Source organism: Dactylosporangium sp. CA-233914, assembly GCF_050942935.1.
Taxonomy (GTDB): domain Bacteria; phylum Actinomycetota; class Actinomycetes; order Mycobacteriales; family Micromonosporaceae; genus Dactylosporangium.
Genome location: NZ_CP192030.1, coordinates 205,988 through 219,664, shown reverse-complemented (window position 1 = coordinate 219,664; position 13,677 = coordinate 205,988). Strand labels below are relative to the sequence as shown.

Annotated in this window: 12 protein-coding genes; all 12 read right to left on the bottom strand. The window is 72.8% G+C overall.

Annotated elements, in window-relative coordinates; genetic code table 11:
• Positions 1-23 precede the first annotated feature (23 nt).
• Entirely contained in the window at positions 24-464 is a 441-nt protein-coding gene (locus ACQPY0_RS01015; RefSeq protein ID WP_432983169.1) for a single-stranded DNA-binding protein, read from the bottom strand.
• 426 nt (positions 465-890) lie between these two features.
• Complete coding sequence (locus ACQPY0_RS01010) at positions 891-1,367, bottom strand: hypothetical protein (RefSeq protein ID WP_432983166.1); 477 nt, start codon at positions 1,365-1,367, stop codon at positions 891-893.
• Positions 1,368-1,532: 165 nt separating this feature from the next.
• A complete protein-coding gene (locus tag ACQPY0_RS01005) occupies positions 1,533-2,483 on the bottom strand; it encodes a bifunctional DNA primase/polymerase (protein WP_432983163.1) in 951 nt (316 codons plus the stop codon).
• A 234-nt stretch (positions 2,484-2,717) separates the two neighbouring features.
• Entirely contained in the window at positions 2,718-4,295 is a 1,578-nt protein-coding gene (locus ACQPY0_RS01000) for a DUF3560 domain-containing protein (RefSeq protein WP_432983160.1), read from the bottom strand.
• 139 nt (positions 4,296-4,434) lie between these two features.
• Positions 4,435-5,232 carry a hypothetical protein gene (locus ACQPY0_RS00995; protein WP_432983157.1) on the bottom strand — a complete coding sequence of 266 codons (798 nt, stop codon included), beginning with the start codon at positions 5,230-5,232 and terminating at the stop codon, positions 4,435-4,437.
• A 112-nt stretch (positions 5,233-5,344) separates the two neighbouring features.
• Positions 5,345-5,803 (bottom strand): hypothetical protein, encoded by a 459-nt coding sequence (locus ACQPY0_RS00990; protein ID WP_432983154.1) that lies wholly within the window; start codon positions 5,801-5,803, stop codon positions 5,345-5,347.
• A 69-nt stretch (positions 5,804-5,872) separates the two neighbouring features.
• Positions 5,873-6,688: a hypothetical protein gene (locus ACQPY0_RS00985; RefSeq protein WP_432983151.1), complete on the bottom strand. Its 816-nt coding sequence runs from the start codon at positions 6,686-6,688 to the stop codon at positions 5,873-5,875.
• 138 nt (positions 6,689-6,826) lie between these two features.
• On the bottom strand, positions 6,827-7,789 hold the full coding sequence (locus ACQPY0_RS00980) for a hypothetical protein (RefSeq protein ID WP_432983148.1): 963 nt from the start codon (positions 7,787-7,789) through the stop codon (positions 6,827-6,829).
• On the bottom strand, positions 7,786-8,226 hold the full coding sequence (locus ACQPY0_RS00975) for a hypothetical protein (RefSeq protein WP_432983145.1): 441 nt from the start codon (positions 8,224-8,226) through the stop codon (positions 7,786-7,788). The genes ACQPY0_RS00980 and ACQPY0_RS00975 overlap by 4 nt, the downstream gene beginning before the upstream one ends.
• Complete coding sequence (locus tag ACQPY0_RS00970) at positions 8,223-9,800, bottom strand: DNA cytosine methyltransferase (protein WP_432983142.1); 1,578 nt, start codon at positions 9,798-9,800, stop codon at positions 8,223-8,225. The genes ACQPY0_RS00975 and ACQPY0_RS00970 overlap by 4 nt, the downstream gene beginning before the upstream one ends.
• A gap of 87 nt (positions 9,801-9,887) precedes the next feature.
• Positions 9,888-11,831: a ParB/RepB/Spo0J family partition protein gene (locus ACQPY0_RS00965; protein WP_432983139.1), complete on the bottom strand. Its 1,944-nt coding sequence runs from the start codon at positions 11,829-11,831 to the stop codon at positions 9,888-9,890.
• Between the two features lie 263 nt (positions 11,832-12,094).
• The gene (locus tag ACQPY0_RS00960; RefSeq protein ID WP_432983136.1) at positions 12,095-13,207 is read right to left on the bottom strand and encodes a class I SAM-dependent methyltransferase; all 1,113 of its coding nucleotides are present in this window, start codon (positions 13,205-13,207) and stop codon (positions 12,095-12,097) included.
• Positions 13,208-13,677: the final 470 nt, after the last annotated feature.

The following is a 13,677-nucleotide window of genomic DNA, read 5'->3' as shown; positions in this document are numbered from 1 at the left end:
CCGGCCCCTCGCGGTGCGGTGTGCTAGAACGAGGGCTCCAGCTCGCGGGTCTCGGCCTCGGTGGGCCACTGGTCCTCGAACGCGGAGGTCCGGGCGGAGGTCTTGTCGGCGCGGGTCGACGTGGCCCCGTCGAACCGGGCGGAAAGGCTGAGGTTCTCGGCGGTGACCTGCAGCTGGCCGCCGGGCTTCTCATTGGCCTGGTTGAGGTAGGCCCAGACGGAGAGGTCATCGCGGGCGTTGACGACCACGGTGTCGCCCTTGCGCCACTCGGCGACGCGTTCGGCGAGGCCCTCCCAGGCGGTGACGGTGACCCACATGGTCGGCCCGTTCGCCCACTCACCCGAGGCGGTGCGGCGGCGGGTGTTGTGCCCGACGCGCAGCTTGGCGACGGACTTGCCGCCGGGGGTGAAGCGCAGCTCGGGGTCCTCGGCCAGGTTGCCCTCGAAGATGAAGGTGAACTGCATGTCGGTGCTCCTATCCGGTGTGCTGGGTGCGGCTGCCGGGTGCTGACCGGATCGGGGGTGATCCGGGTGCTGGGGTGCCGCGCTGACGGGGCTGGTCAGAGCCCGCCCGTGGGCCGGGGGTGCAAGCCCGGACGGGGAAAAGATCTTGGCGTCGAGCGGAGCGAGACACGCTCGCCAAGATGTTTTCCACGTGGGCTAGCGCCCTTGGCCCGGGTGGGCTGACCTGGGTCCGTTCAGCAGAGGCGCCACCGGCATCTCGGGTCGCCCACTGGTGCAGCATTCGGAGCCGCGCCCGTACTGGTGGGTGCTTGGCACGGTTCGCCGTGGCGAGGGCTGGGTGAGGCAGTTGCGGTTCGCCCGGGGCGAGCGGCGCGGTGTTGGCGTGCCGGGCCGGCATGTTTTCGCACCGGGGTTGGTGGTGGCGGTCTATGTGGTGCTGTTCGGCGGGGGCGGCGGGTCGTGGGCTGCGTCGACGGTGGCGCGTTCGGCGGCGAGGTCGGTGTCGCTGACCGCGATCCAGATGGTGCGGGCGAGCTGCCAGGCCACGTCGCGGTAGGAGGCCAGCTCGAACGGGATCCGCTGTGCGTCGATGCTGATGGTGTAGCCGGTGACCGGCCCGCGCGACAGCGGCCGGGTCACCTCGAACATGGTGACGAGCACGGTGTGGGTGGTGTGCGTGGCGATGGTCAGCTCGAACGTGGACGCGTGCGGTACCGGCCGCTGATGCCAGCGGTTCTCCCGGTAGATCGGCGGGTCGACGTGGACGCGGAGCAGCCGGGCGACGCAGGCGGAGATTTCGCGGCCGAAGGTGTGCACGCCGTACTCGCTTGGGGTCGGCAGCGCGGAGATCGGCATGGTGTAGGCGTCGGGTTCCAGGTCGGGCGGGTCGGGAGTGGACAGCACTAGGGGTTCCTCCAAGGGGACGGATGAGGGCTGTGCCTGCCTCGGCAAGGCGGGCACAGCCCTCGGGGGGTGCCGCGTCGGTTGACGCGGCGGTGGGTTCGGTCGGCACCGTTGGCGGCGTTGACCGGAGCGGCCGGGTCACCGGATGCCGCGGCGGGCGGCTGGTCAGCGGCGGGGCCGGCGTCGGCCGGCCCGCCAGCCGGAGGCGATGGTGCGGCGGGTTTCGGCCGGGGTGAGTCCGACGTCGAGCGCGGCGTCGGTCAGCCGGGCCCAGATGGTGGCCTCGTCGAGGCCACCGCGGTCGGCGAGTTGCCCGAGCCGGAACGCGGCCAGGTGCAGGGCGTTGTTACGGCCGCCGGCGATGATGCGCTGGCCGTGGCGGATGACCGGCCGAGGTGCGGCCCGGACCCGGGCGAGTTCCCCGTCGAGCGCGGCCCGGGTGTAGCGGTCCAGGTCCGTGATGCCGTCCACCACGATGGTGGTTGGTGCAGGCGTGGGGGGCAGGACGAGGCGGCGCAGCGGCGGCGGGCACTCCGGTAGCGGGGCACTGGTCCACGGCTGCTGGAAGGTGTAGCGGCGGCCGATGACGTGCAGCGATGGTGGTGCGACCACGCCGCCGCCGTGGCCGCGCCAGTCGACGCCCGGCAGCATCCCGACCCGGCAGGGTAGCTGCGAGGCGGCGAACCACAGGTGCCAGCCGAGCCCGGTGCGCACCAGCGGCCCGGCCGGGCGGACGACGTCGAGCAGGTCCAGGACGGCGCGCAGCCCGTCGTTGGTGTCGATGTCGCACACGTCGAGGACGGTGCCGGTGGCCAGGCCCACGTTCGCGTCGGGCCAGCGCCGCCACCAGGCCCGCAGCAGGTCGGGGTTGGTGGTGGCGTCGCGGATGCCATGTTCCAGCCGCGGGTGTTTGCCGGGCGAACCGCACTCGGCCCCGTCGCGGCAACTGCATCCGTCCGCCTGGTGCGGCGTGTGCAGCGGCACGACGGCGATGCCGGCCGCCGCGTAGCGCAGCGCCGCGCGGAGCAGCGCTGCCCGTGATGTGGGCATCGGGCTCGGCGCGGTCGCTGGGCTGAGCGCCTGTCCGGCGGCCACCGTTTCGGCAGGACGGACCATGGCGGGTCACCGTCCCGCACCGGTCGGCCCGGCGATCGCCGGGAGCTGCGCGGCACGGTCGACGTCGGTGCCCGGGGCGCGCGGCGGCTGGGCTGGGTCGCAGCTGAACCGCTTGCCGGCGGCGCAAGTGTGTGCTGGCATTTCGAGGTACCTCCAGAGTGGGTACAGGACCGCCCGCGGCCCGCCAAGGGTCTGGTGGGCCCCGCGGGCGGTCAGCGGGTTTGGCGCCGTATTTCAGGTGGCGGCGCTGGGCGCCGGGTCTTCGGCGCAGGCAGCGCCGCTGGGCTCGGCCGGCGGTCGGGCCGCCGGTTCGCTGGAGTGAGGGCAGTGCACGGCGAGCCACTGGTGGGTCTGGAACTCGCGGCTGCTGGTGTCGGTGAGGGTGACGGTGACCCAGTCGCCGCGTTCGCGTCGGTGCTCGACGTCGCTGACGTTGCCGACGGGCCCGGCGAAGTACGGCCAGAGCGTCCGCCCGCTCGGCCCGTGGTCCCAGACACCGGCGATGATGTCGCCTTCGTGCAGGTGCTGGGGGTGGCGGTCGACCGGGTCACCGGCTGGCATCCGCCACTCCGGCTCGTGCTCGTCGACGTCGAGCGACGCGACGATGTCCGGCACGCGCTCGCCGGCCTCGAGGCGTTCGAGGACGCCGAGGTAGGCGGCGGCGAGACGGCGCCGGTCGGCGACGGTTCGTGGGTCGTCCTCGGCCGGGGTGAAGGCCCGGGCCTCGGCGTCGGACGCGGTCAGGTCGAGGCCGTGCACGAGGCGCTGCGCCCACCGCACGTGCATCGCGTGGACCTGGGCCTCGGCGTCGTAGCCGGCCGCGGCCGCACGGCGCACATGCTGGGCCCATCGGGCGACCTTGACCGCGAGGTCGACGGGCCACGGTTCGCCGTTCGGGGCGTCCCATTGTAGGCCGTCGCGGCGGCGGCCGAAGATCTCGTCGAATGTGATCCGCTGCGGCCACCGGTCGCTGTCCAGGCTGACGCTCTTGCGGTTGACCCGGGTGACCCGGTACCAGCCGAACTGGCCGACCCGCACCGCGTCACCCTTGGCGAGATTGTCCGGTCCCCACGCCACGAACTCGCCGGTCGCGGCCCGCTGGGCGAGCTTGGCCTGCTGATGGGTGATGTCCTCGGTGATGCGGTCGAGGTCGCGCTGGACGCGTTCGCGGTAGCTGTCGCGGCCAGGCCGGTCCTGGATGTCGGTGAGGGTGCGCTGCAGTTGCCGCTGTTCGGCCTGCAGCCGCTCGATGCGGCGCATGATCGCCCGCGGGTTGTCTTTGGCGGCGTCGTTGGCGCGCACGCCCGCGGCGCGGCCGGCGAGGTGCCCGGCGTGGCGGTCTTCCTGCAGGGCCCGGTCCATGTTGTTCCAGGCGCGTTCGCGGCGGTTGCGGTCGGCCTTGTAGGAGTGGTGGCCGGGCATCATGGGCTGCCCGAGCGGGATGCCGTCGAGGGTGCGGTTCGCGGCGGCCTGCCGGGCGTCGCGGCGCCCGGCGGCGAGGCCGGCGCGTTCGTCGAGCCGGTCGGCGCGCTCCTCGGCACGGTCGCTGCGGGCGGCTTCGCGTTCGGCGGCCGGCCGCCACGTGTCGTCGATGTCGACGATGACCTCGCGGCCGCGCTCGCGCAGCGCGTTGGCGGCGGCGTCGATCCGCCACCGTTGCGCGTCCTGGTCGCGGCTGCCGCGGATGTAGATGCCGACGTCTCGGGAGTACCGGAAGCCGTGGTTCTTGACGATCTCCCAGACGCCGTCGCCCTTGCGGGAACCGGTCAGGATCGTGCCGTCGGCGTGGGTATGGGTGATGGTGATCGGCATGTGCTGTCGCTCCTTCGGGAAATAGGCCGGAAACGCGAATCGCCCGGCTCCGCGTGCGCGCGGGCCGGGCGATTGGCCGGGTGTTGCAGAGGTGGTGGGCGATGCGGCTGCAGTGGGTGCCGACGGACGCTGACCGGGGTCAGGACGGTGGCGCGCCGCAGCGGTGCGTGGCGTGGGCCTGGAGGAGTCCCACGAGGCTCATGCCAGGCTCGATGAGCACGGTGCGGGTGGCGCAGCCGGTGCAGGTCAGCCAGTCGCCGTCGTCGGTGGCGGTGACCAGCGTTTCCGGGTCCACGGCCGGCAGCCGGCAGCACCGCTGCGGCGCCGGTTCGGGCAGCAGCCGCAACGGGGACAGCTCCTGCAGCTGGCTGGCGAGTTCGTGTGCGGCGGTGCACTCGGCGGTGATCTCGGCGAGCAGCCGGGCGGCGGGCAGGATGGTGCCGTGCGTGTGGCGGCGCAGTCGCGCTGCCGCGCTGGCGCGGGCTGCGGCCATGGCAAGGGCGTCGAGGTCGAGCTGCCGGTGCCGCTGCAGGACCCCATCGAGGACGGCGAGCAGGTAGCGGTGGGCCGGCACTGGCAGCGCGGCAGGGCGCAGCGCCCCACCGACGGTGGCGGCGGCACGGAGGACCAGGTTCGGCTGGGCGTCGGGGTGGTGCGGGTTGCAGTAGCCGCCGCCGTAGACGGTGATCCCGTCGACGACCGGCAGGTCGTCGCGGTGGGTGGCGAGCGGGTGGTCGCCGTCGCCGAACCGGACGACCAGGTCGCGGGGGACGGGCTCCTCGTCGGTGACGTGCGGCGTGACGACGATCGTGCCGCGGACGCGCGGCGCCGCGAGCCGGTAGGCAACGACACCAGCCGGTCGATACAGGATGTCGACATTGACAGCGTCAGTGTCGGGGTCGTGGCCGGGAATCGGCCAGCTCTCGGAGGTGGTCATGACGGCTCCTGGGAGGATCAAGTCGGCACCGCGACTGCGGTCCGGGCCCGAGCAGCCACGGCCGCGCGGCTGCTGGGGAGGAGATGTTTCGGTGCGAATCCGTGGCGTCGGCTCAGAACATGCCTTCGGTGGTGTCGACCAGCGGGTCGGCCAGGATCGCGAGGCGGAACACCCGCCAGACGAGGTCGCGGGCGGGTTCCCAGTCGGCGTCCCAGCTGCCCTCGCTGCCGATGTGGAAGCTGCTGGGCAGTAGCAGGTGGGCACGTAGCAAAACAGCGGTCACGGCCAGGTCATAGGGCTCCGCGTCGGTTTTGCAGAAGCGCCACTGCGGCCGGTCGGGGCCGGGGCTGTCGAGGCGGAACGTGTCGCAGGCCTGGCCGACGACGCCGTTGAAGGCGACGCCAGTGGCCGGGTCGAGCCACGGCGTGCCGGTGCCGTCGGGTCCGGTCAGGCGCGTCCCGGCCGCGGTGACGGTATCCAGGATGCTGCGGGTGTCGGCGAACAGCTGCGGCCAGATTGCGGCGTACCAGCCGCTGCCGGGCTGGCAGCGCCACGAGTGTGTGTAGCCCATGTGTGCCTCCACGAAGGTCGTGTTGTGTCAGGACCGGCTGTCAGGGCCGGGATGGCGGGACCGGCGGGGTTAGGAGTGCAGGGACCAGGTGCCGGGCTGCGGTGCGTCCAGCGGGTAGCTGGGGATGTGTGGGTGGTCGAGGACGGTCGCGCCGTCGTAGCGGGGCTGCCACACGACGGGGTCGTCCGTGCTGGTGCGGCCGGATGTTTCGGCGTGGCAGCCGGGGGCGAGGCAGGTGCGGCGCTCGCCGTGGAAGATGACGCCGAACACGAGGCCGCTGCCGGTGGTCACGTGCAGCGACAGTGGTCCGTCGCGGTGCACGACGCTGGTGGCGCCGAGGCTGGTGGCGAACAGGGCGGCGAGCTGGCGGTGCCAGCTGGACAGCGCCTGCTGGTAGGTGCCGGAGCTGGGCCCGTAGAACGTGGCGAGACGCTGCAGGTGGGTTTCGCAGGCAGCGATCTCGTCGGCGGCCTCGCGGCTGACCTCCAGCCGGTACACCTGGGGGCGGTGGTCCTGGTCGCTCAGTTGCGGTGCCGGGACGGTGGGGTCGTCGTAGGCGGAGGGCATGAGGTTGACCAGGTCCAGTCCGATGGCGATGCCGCCACCCCAGGCGTGGGCGCGGTTGGTGACCGCGTCGGCGATCGCGGTCCATTGCATCTGCGGTATCGCGTACTGGCTGGGATCGATCCGCTGCTGCGGGGTGGTGCCGGTGCCGGGGTAGCTCTGGCCGAGGTCGGCCAGCAGCGCGTCGAACACGCCGATGACGCTGGCCGCGAGCAGGGTGGTGGTGTCGGTGGCGGCGTCGATGCGGCCCCGGATGGTGTCGAGCTCGGCGGCGGTGAGCGGTCGCCGCACGCGGTAGGCGGTGTCGGTCGGGACGGGCATGGCGTTCTCCTGGCAGCACGTGGGGTCGCGCAGCGTCGGTGCGGCGCTGGGCTCACCGGGGATGTGACCGGTCGCAGCCGGTCGGGGACTCGCCGAACGTCGGCCGGGGGCCGAAGCGAACAGGCTGTGGAGGCCGGGTCAGGGTCGGCGGAAGACGGCGATGCGGCCGTCGCGGAGGCGGACCTCGTGCACGTCGGCGCCAAACAGATCGTTGGTGAACGCGTCGAGGTGGAAGAAGCGGGCGGGGATCCCGGCGGTGTCAAGGGCGGTGGTCCACCCGCGCCGGTCGCGTTCGGCTTCGGCGAAGCCGCGGCGGGTGTCGTGGATCCCGGCGAACGCGTCGGCGAACGCGGCCTCGATCTGCTCCGGGCTGGGGTTGCCGCGGGAAGCGCCGGCGAGGTCGAGCCAGTCGCCGATCACGTCGGCCGGCAGGTGCTGCTTGGCGGCGAGCCGTTCGATCGTGCACAGCACCGGCAGGTCGAACACCTCGCGGTGACGGCCGTAGTCGCCGTAGCCGAAGGCGTCCACGACGAGCGGCTCGACCCCGGCGGGTACGCCGGTGAGCTCGGCGAGGTGCGTGCGGGACGTGTCCAGGTCGGCGCTGATGGGCGTCCAGAACGTCAGCGTCGGGTCCGCGGGGTCGGCGGCCAGCACACGCGTGTCGAACGGGTCCAGCGGGCTGGGGACCGGGTAGGGCGACTGGTCGTGAACGCGTCCCTCGCGCACGTCGCGCAGCACGGCGAGTTCCTGCAGCGCGCGGCGGGTCAGCCGGGACAGCGCTGCGACGGCCTTGGTCTGGTGGTCCAGCTGGTAGCTGGTCAGGTCGGCCGGTGGGGTGATGACGGTGGCGTTCCGGGTGAGCCAGGCGACCGGCGTGGCGTCGCTGGACACGACGTACCAGATGCTGTCCGGCCCGGCCGGTGTGTCGCCGGTGCGGTAGATATTGTCGCGCAGCTGGCGGGCGGCATCCGGGGCGAGAGCGCCGGGTGGGATCGGCGCCGGGTAGACGGCGCGCAGGCAGCGGCCAGTCAGCCGGCCGGCGGTGACGTCGGCGCAGGCGCGGATCAGCCGCCACGCGTCGGTCTGGGTGCTGCGGGTCATCGGCGGGTCTCCTCGGTGAGTTGGAGGTCGGGTGGGACGGTGCTGCGCCAGGTGCAGGTCATCGGGTCGAGGACGGGCCGGTCGTCGACGGTGACCGCGAGGCCCCAGTCATCGCGTTCGGCGTCGGTGGCGGCGCTGGTGATGGCGACGTGCAGGTCGCCGGTGCCGGTGATCGGCTGCGTGACGCGGATGGTGTAGGGCCCGGCGGTGACGGTGCCGGTGAGCAGCCCGTGCCGGTCCTCGCTCACCTCGGCGGTGAAGTCCCACGTCTCGTTGAGCAGGGGACGGCCGCTGCCGGTGATGAGCTGGGACAGCAGTGCGGCCACGTCGGCGCCGGACGGGTCGGTGGTGCTGTTGAGGTAGGCGGTGAGCTCGTCGACGATGCAGGTGTCGGGATGACGCCCGCCCTGCGGGTCCTCGGATGCAGTGCTGGTCATGCGGTCGCTCCAACGAGGTCGCGGCTGTGGTCGTGGATCTGCGGGGTCTGGCCGGTGATGGTTTCGACAAGTGCGGCGATGAGGTCCCGGGCGGCCGGTGGGGTAACCGCATTGCCGGCCTGGCGGACCTGTTCGCGGCGGGTGCCGAGGATGACGTACTCGGGTGCGAACGCCATCCCGAGCTGGATCTCGTGCAGGGCGAGCATCCGGAAGAAGCAGTCCAGCGGTGACAGCGACGCCGCCGCACCGCCGGTGAGCACTCCGAAACGGTCCACTGTGGACAGGGTGCCCATCGGGTGATCGGCGGGCCGGGCCACGCCGGTGCCGTAGTACGGGACGAGCAGCTCGGGCCACGTGAGCAGGCCGTGATGGTTGCCGGCGGCGGTGACCGTCGGCAGGGCAGCGCTGCTGGCCGGGCGGGCGACGCCGTGGTTGCGCATCGGGATCACGAGGGCGTCCTGGTGCCGGCCGGTCTGCGCACGCAGCGGCCGGTCGACGGGCCGCACGTGCGCGACGGTGGCCCGGCCCTCGAGGCCGACCACCAGCGGCGGCACCGCCACGCCCAGTGATTGCTGGCCGGGGATTGGCGGGATGGCCACGGCGTCGTTGTCGCGGGTGGTGCGGGTGGGCATCGGGCTGTCCACCGGTGCGGCGGTGGTGCGCCATGTGCCCCCGGTGGGCACCATGAGCGGCCGGGCATATCGGGCGAGCCCGGCCTCGATGCGGGCCATCGTCTTGACTGCGAGGGGGGTGGTGCGGTCGGCGATGCGGGTGCCGGTGAGGCTCCAGTCGATCGCGGCCGCTGCGGGCAGCACCTGCGGGTAGACGCGGTGGCCGCGGCAGCCGGGTGTGGGGCAGGCCCACACGTACTGGCCGTGGCTGCCGTAGCGGCCCCAGGGCCGGTCGGGATGCTTCCACGCCTGGATCGGCTTCTGGGTGATCCCGCACCGTTCGCAGGTGGCGTCCGGGCGGGTCCAGCGGCGCAGGTCCGGGCAACGGCCGAGGCTGGCCAGGTGCCCAATCGTGTACCAGCGATCCCTCGACTGCGGTGCGCCGGGCCCGCCGGCCTGCGCGAACATCGAGTTGAGGTAGACGGTGTGCAGGCAGTAGCCGAGGTCTTCCAGGGCGATGCGCCACGCCCGGTAGGGCAGCCATTTGACGACCTCGACGACGTTTTCGACGACGAAGCCAAGGTAGGGCCGGCGGGCCAGGAGCTTGGCCTCCACGAACCGCACGGCGTCCCACATGGTGGCCCGGGAGCGCTCGGCGGCGTCGGCGGGCAGGGTCTGGCCGAACAGGTCGGGGATGCGGTCGGCGGCCCGGATGCCTTTCGCCTGGGAGTGGTTCGTGCATTCCGGGGACACCCACAGCAGGTCAGTGGCCGGGTAGCGGCGCGGGTCGACCTGAGAGATGTCGGCGCAGTCGTGGCCGGCGTGCGGCAGGTTGTGCTGATGGGTGTCGATGGCACGCTGCCAGTGGTTGGCGGCCATCACGGTCAGCACCCCGTGCACCAGCTCCGCACCCGACGACGAGCCGCCAGCACCGCAGAACAGGTCAGTCAGCGTGAGAGTCATGTCAGGCTCCGCGAAGACGCAGCGACGGCGGGAGCTCCTGCTGTGTGCAGGTGCTCCCGCCGTCGCCGGTCGGCAGCGAATCGGACGTCAGCCGACGCCGACCAGCGCCGCGCCCGCCAGCTCTCCGTCCTGTTCGTCGAGGCCGTCGAGGTCTGCCGGGATGTCCTCGTCGGCACCCTCGTCGGCCATGGTGTCGAGGTCGGGCGCCTCGTCCGGGACTTCCGGCTGGCCGGAGCTGGCGGCGGTCATCTCCAGTGCGATGTCGCCGGCGGCGTCGGCGAGGTCCTCGTCCTCGTCGGCCGTGGAGCCGTCGCCGCCCTCGCCCTCGTCGTCCGCCCCGTCGCCGACGTCGTCGATGCCCTCGGCGTCGGGGTCTTCGTCCTCGTCCTCGTCGTCGGGGTCCTCCTCCTGGGTGAGGGACTCCAGCAGCGTGGTCTCGGCCTCGGCGAGGGGGTAGCCGTCGGCGACGAGCTGTGCGTACCACTCCGTGATCGCTGCACGGTCCAAGCCCCACGCGCCGTCCGTGGCGGCCAGTCCGACGTTGCGCTCCTGGCCGCAGATCCACTTCGCGACCAGGCACCGGCGCAGCCGGTCCTCACCGGCGGTGGCCAGCACGTCGTCGCCGACCCCGCCCAGCGCGCCGTAGAGCCCGTCGACGTCGCCGAGCCTGATGCGCCGCGCCCCGGTCACGGCCTGGCGCAACGCGGCGACGAACAGCCGCTTCGCCGCCTTCGCCGGCCCATAGGTGGTCGTGATGAACTCCCGGCGCACGCCCTTGGCGACATCGAGCGCAGCGAGGTACTCGGCCTGGACGCGCTCACGCTCCAGCTTTTCGGCGACTTCCTCGTCGGACAGCTGCCGGCCGTACGTGCGCTCCACCTTCCTGTAGCCGTAGGCGTCGGGGTCCTTGCAGTACACCACCGTGTTGGCGGTGTTGCCGACCTTCTCCACGAACGCGGCGAACCCCGGCAGGGTCCGCGCCACCTGCGGGTCGATCCGCTTGCCGTCGCCGTCGACGAGCTGCCGGGCGTCGACGGCGGTGCCGGTGTAGCCGAACCCGGCCGGTTTGGCGGTGACCTTCACCCCGTCGACCACCAGCTGCGCCTTGGCCAGTTCCTTGGCCCGGTCGGCCGCGCGCCTGGCCAGCTCGCCGGCCAGCGCCTGGCGGAACTTCCAGCCCGACTCGGCCATGAGTACCCGCTCGGTGGCCTTCGGGTCGTCGGCGAGCTGCTCGAGATCGGCCGCCTCGGCCAGGGTGAGCTGGCCGGCGTCGACCTTGGCGGTCACGGCCGCGGGCAGGTTGCGCAGCTTGAGCGTGTGCACCACCGTCTTCTCCGGCACACCGCGCAGCTTGGCGATCCGCTCGGTCGACCAGGCCAGCAGCGTGAGCTGCTCGAAGGCTTCCGCCTCCTCGGAGGCGGTGAGGCCGACGCGGTGGACGTTCTCCACCAGCTGGGCCACGATCCGCTTCGCCTCGTCATAGTCGGTGGCCAGCAGGCACGGTACCTGGAACTTCTTCACCAGGATCGACGCGTACTTGCGCCGGTGACCGATGACGATCTGCCAGGCGCCGTCGCGGCCGGGTGCCGGGATCACCACCAACGGCTGGAGCACGCCGACCTCCTCGATCGACGCCTTGAGCTCGGCCAGCTGCCGCACACCGGCCGGCAACTGCTCCAGGTCGCCGTCGACGAGCGTGCGCAGTTCGTCGAAGTCGGGGTCGTCGTCGGACAGCGGCTCCGGGGTGAGACCGAGGCTTTCGCGCAGGTTCTTGCGCAGGTTGTTGGGGTCGTCGAGCAGCTCACGCGCGTCGAGGTACTCCGCGACGAGCTTCGGCAGTACGGAGGCGCCGCCACGGGGTTCCTCGCCGGCCCGGCTGTCCTCGGTCTGCTCCAGGTTCTCCGTCGGCTCGAACTCCTCGATGTCGGCGGCGGTCTCGGACGGCTCGCCGATCTCGAGCAGGTCGGCGGTGGGCGGCGCGTCGACGTCGCTGTTGTCCAGCGGCGGGGCGGGCAGGACTGCTGTGCTCACGATGCTTCCTCCAAAAGAAGGGGAGCTGGAAAATGTGGTCACCGCCCGTGCCGCGGGGTGCGCGGCCGGTGGGCGGTGCTGGCCCGATCCGCCCGGGCCGGCCGATCGGCGCCGGCCCGTCAAGACCCACCCGCCGTCGCGGCTGCACAACCGGCGGCGGGTGACCGGGTGGGTCTTGCGGGACCAGCCGCGGTCGGCCAGGATCGGCGGCCAGCAACCGCACCCGGCCGGCACCGCAGGCCGGGATCAGCTCTGGTCGGTCGCTACGGTTTCGGGGTGCTCCAGTGCTGGCGGGCGCGCCGATAGGCGGAGCGGTAGCGTTCGCCGGTGCTGGCGCAGCCGGGGCACAGCCCGATCTCGGGCCCGGCCAGCCCGCACTCGCCCGGGTCGAGGCTGAGCCCCGCGCTGAATGGGCCGAGCACACCGCGGGGGTCGTTGTCGCCGTCGTCGAAGCCCCACAGCAGCCACCGGCACTGCGCGCATCGGCCCTGGTAGCGCAGGATGCGGTCCCGCCCGGTCCAGCTGTCGTAGCGCACCTGCACCGGCATCGACACGGCCGCCGCGGCGGTGAACTGGGGTGTGTCGACCGGCACTGGCGGCTGTTGCGGCACTGTCAGCAGGTATTCGGGTGCGTCGGTGCGCATCGGCTTGGTCAGCCGCACGACGCGGCACGCGAAGTCGGACCCGGATTCGGCGAACGCGTCGGCGGGCAGCGGTTCGTGGCTGCCGTGGTGGTCGATGAAGAGCCGGGCGTCGCGGTGCAGCGTGTCGCCGCGGTAGGCGAGGCTGGCCGGCACGACAGCGACGAGCCAGCCACCGCGGCGCAGCAGGTGCCAGGCCTGCCGCAGGTGCTCGAACCACAGGTTCGGCGAGTCGGGCAGCGCGAACGGCGGGTTCATCACGATGGCGTCGAACAGGGTGTGCTGCGTGGCGGCGGTGGCCGCGTACTGCTCGAACGTGGACTGGTGCAGTTCCACCGGCGAGTCGGGTCCCGGGTGGTCGGCGGCGCAGACCGCGGCCCGGACCGGGTTCGGCTCGATCGCGACCACCCGCACGCGCGGGTTGGCGCGCAGGATCGCCGCGACGAGCGCGCCGTCGCCAGCGGACGGTTCCAGCACCCGCGCGCCGGCGGGCAGGAACCGCAGGTCGGTGTAGGGCACGTTGCACAGCTCGTCGGCCAGGTCCTGTGGGGTGCGCACGTAGCCTTCGCTGCTGCGGTCCGGCGTCGGGGTGCCGCCGTTGCGCAGCGCGTCAGCGACGAGCCGGTCCACGAGGCGGTCACGGGCGGCTGGGTCGACGCGGAACTCGGCGTTGCCGGAGGGGGTCGTGACCGTGGTGGCGCGGGAGCGTCGGCGGACGGTCGGTCTGCTGGGCATGATGCGGGTTCCTTTCCGCTGGTCTGGCTGGAGCGATGGGAGGAATGCCGTGACCCGGGCCCGGGCGGCGGACGGCTGCGATGGGTCGGGGGCCGCGCGCACGTCTCGGCGGTTGGGCTGCCTGGACGGCCGCCGACGCGGGGCTTTAGCGACGTGCCCGTTGCCCGGCAGGGCTGCTACCTCAGGGCGTGCCAGTGACGGCCGAGCGGTATTCAGCGCCGGCAAGGCAGAAGCGGCGCCGGCAGGTGCGCGGCCCGCCGCAATGGATGCGAGTGCTGGACGAAGGTGATGCTGAGATTCGACGGGCAGGCCGACGGCGACCCTCGCCGACGGCTTGAACCGGAAGACCGCCGCCGGATCGGTGGTGACGGCGACAACGAGCGTTGCTGCGGCGATACGCGCGGCAGGCCCGCTTGGGCGGGGCCCGGAGGGGGCTGGCCTGTGCCGCAGCACACCGGCCCGCCGAACGC

Bases quoted from the DNA above. Each gene is read 5' to 3' on its own strand.
- ACQPY0_RS00995 (WP_432983157.1), bottom strand. From the start codon at position 5,232: ATGACCACCTCCGAGAGCTGGCCGATTCCCGGCCACGACCCCGACACT.
- ACQPY0_RS00970 (WP_432983142.1), bottom strand. From the start codon at position 9,800: ATGACTCTCACGCTGACTGACCTGTTCTGCGGTGCTGGCGGCTCGTCG.
- ACQPY0_RS00985 (WP_432983151.1), bottom strand. From the start codon at position 6,688: ATGCCCGTCCCGACCGACACCGCCTACCGCGTGCGGCGACCGCTCACC.
- ACQPY0_RS01000 (WP_432983160.1), bottom strand. From the start codon at position 4,295: ATGCCGATCACCATCACCCATACCCACGCCGACGGCACGATCCTGACC.
- ACQPY0_RS00980 (WP_432983148.1), bottom strand. From the start codon at position 7,789: ATGACCCGCAGCACCCAGACCGACGCGTGGCGGCTGATCCGCGCCTGC.
- ACQPY0_RS00975 (WP_432983145.1), bottom strand. From the start codon at position 8,226: ATGACCAGCACTGCATCCGAGGACCCGCAGGGCGGGCGTCATCCCGAC.
- ACQPY0_RS00960 (WP_432983136.1), bottom strand. From the start codon at position 13,207: ATGCCCAGCAGACCGACCGTCCGCCGACGCTCCCGCGCCACCACGGTC.
- ACQPY0_RS01015 (WP_432983169.1), bottom strand. From the start codon at position 464: ATGCAGTTCACCTTCATCTTCGAGGGCAACCTGGCCGAGGACCCCGAG.
- ACQPY0_RS00990 (WP_432983154.1), bottom strand. From the start codon at position 5,803: ATGGGCTACACACACTCGTGGCGCTGCCAGCCCGGCAGCGGCTGGTAC.
- ACQPY0_RS01005 (WP_432983163.1), bottom strand. From the start codon at position 2,483: ATGGTCCGTCCTGCCGAAACGGTGGCCGCCGGACAGGCGCTCAGCCCA.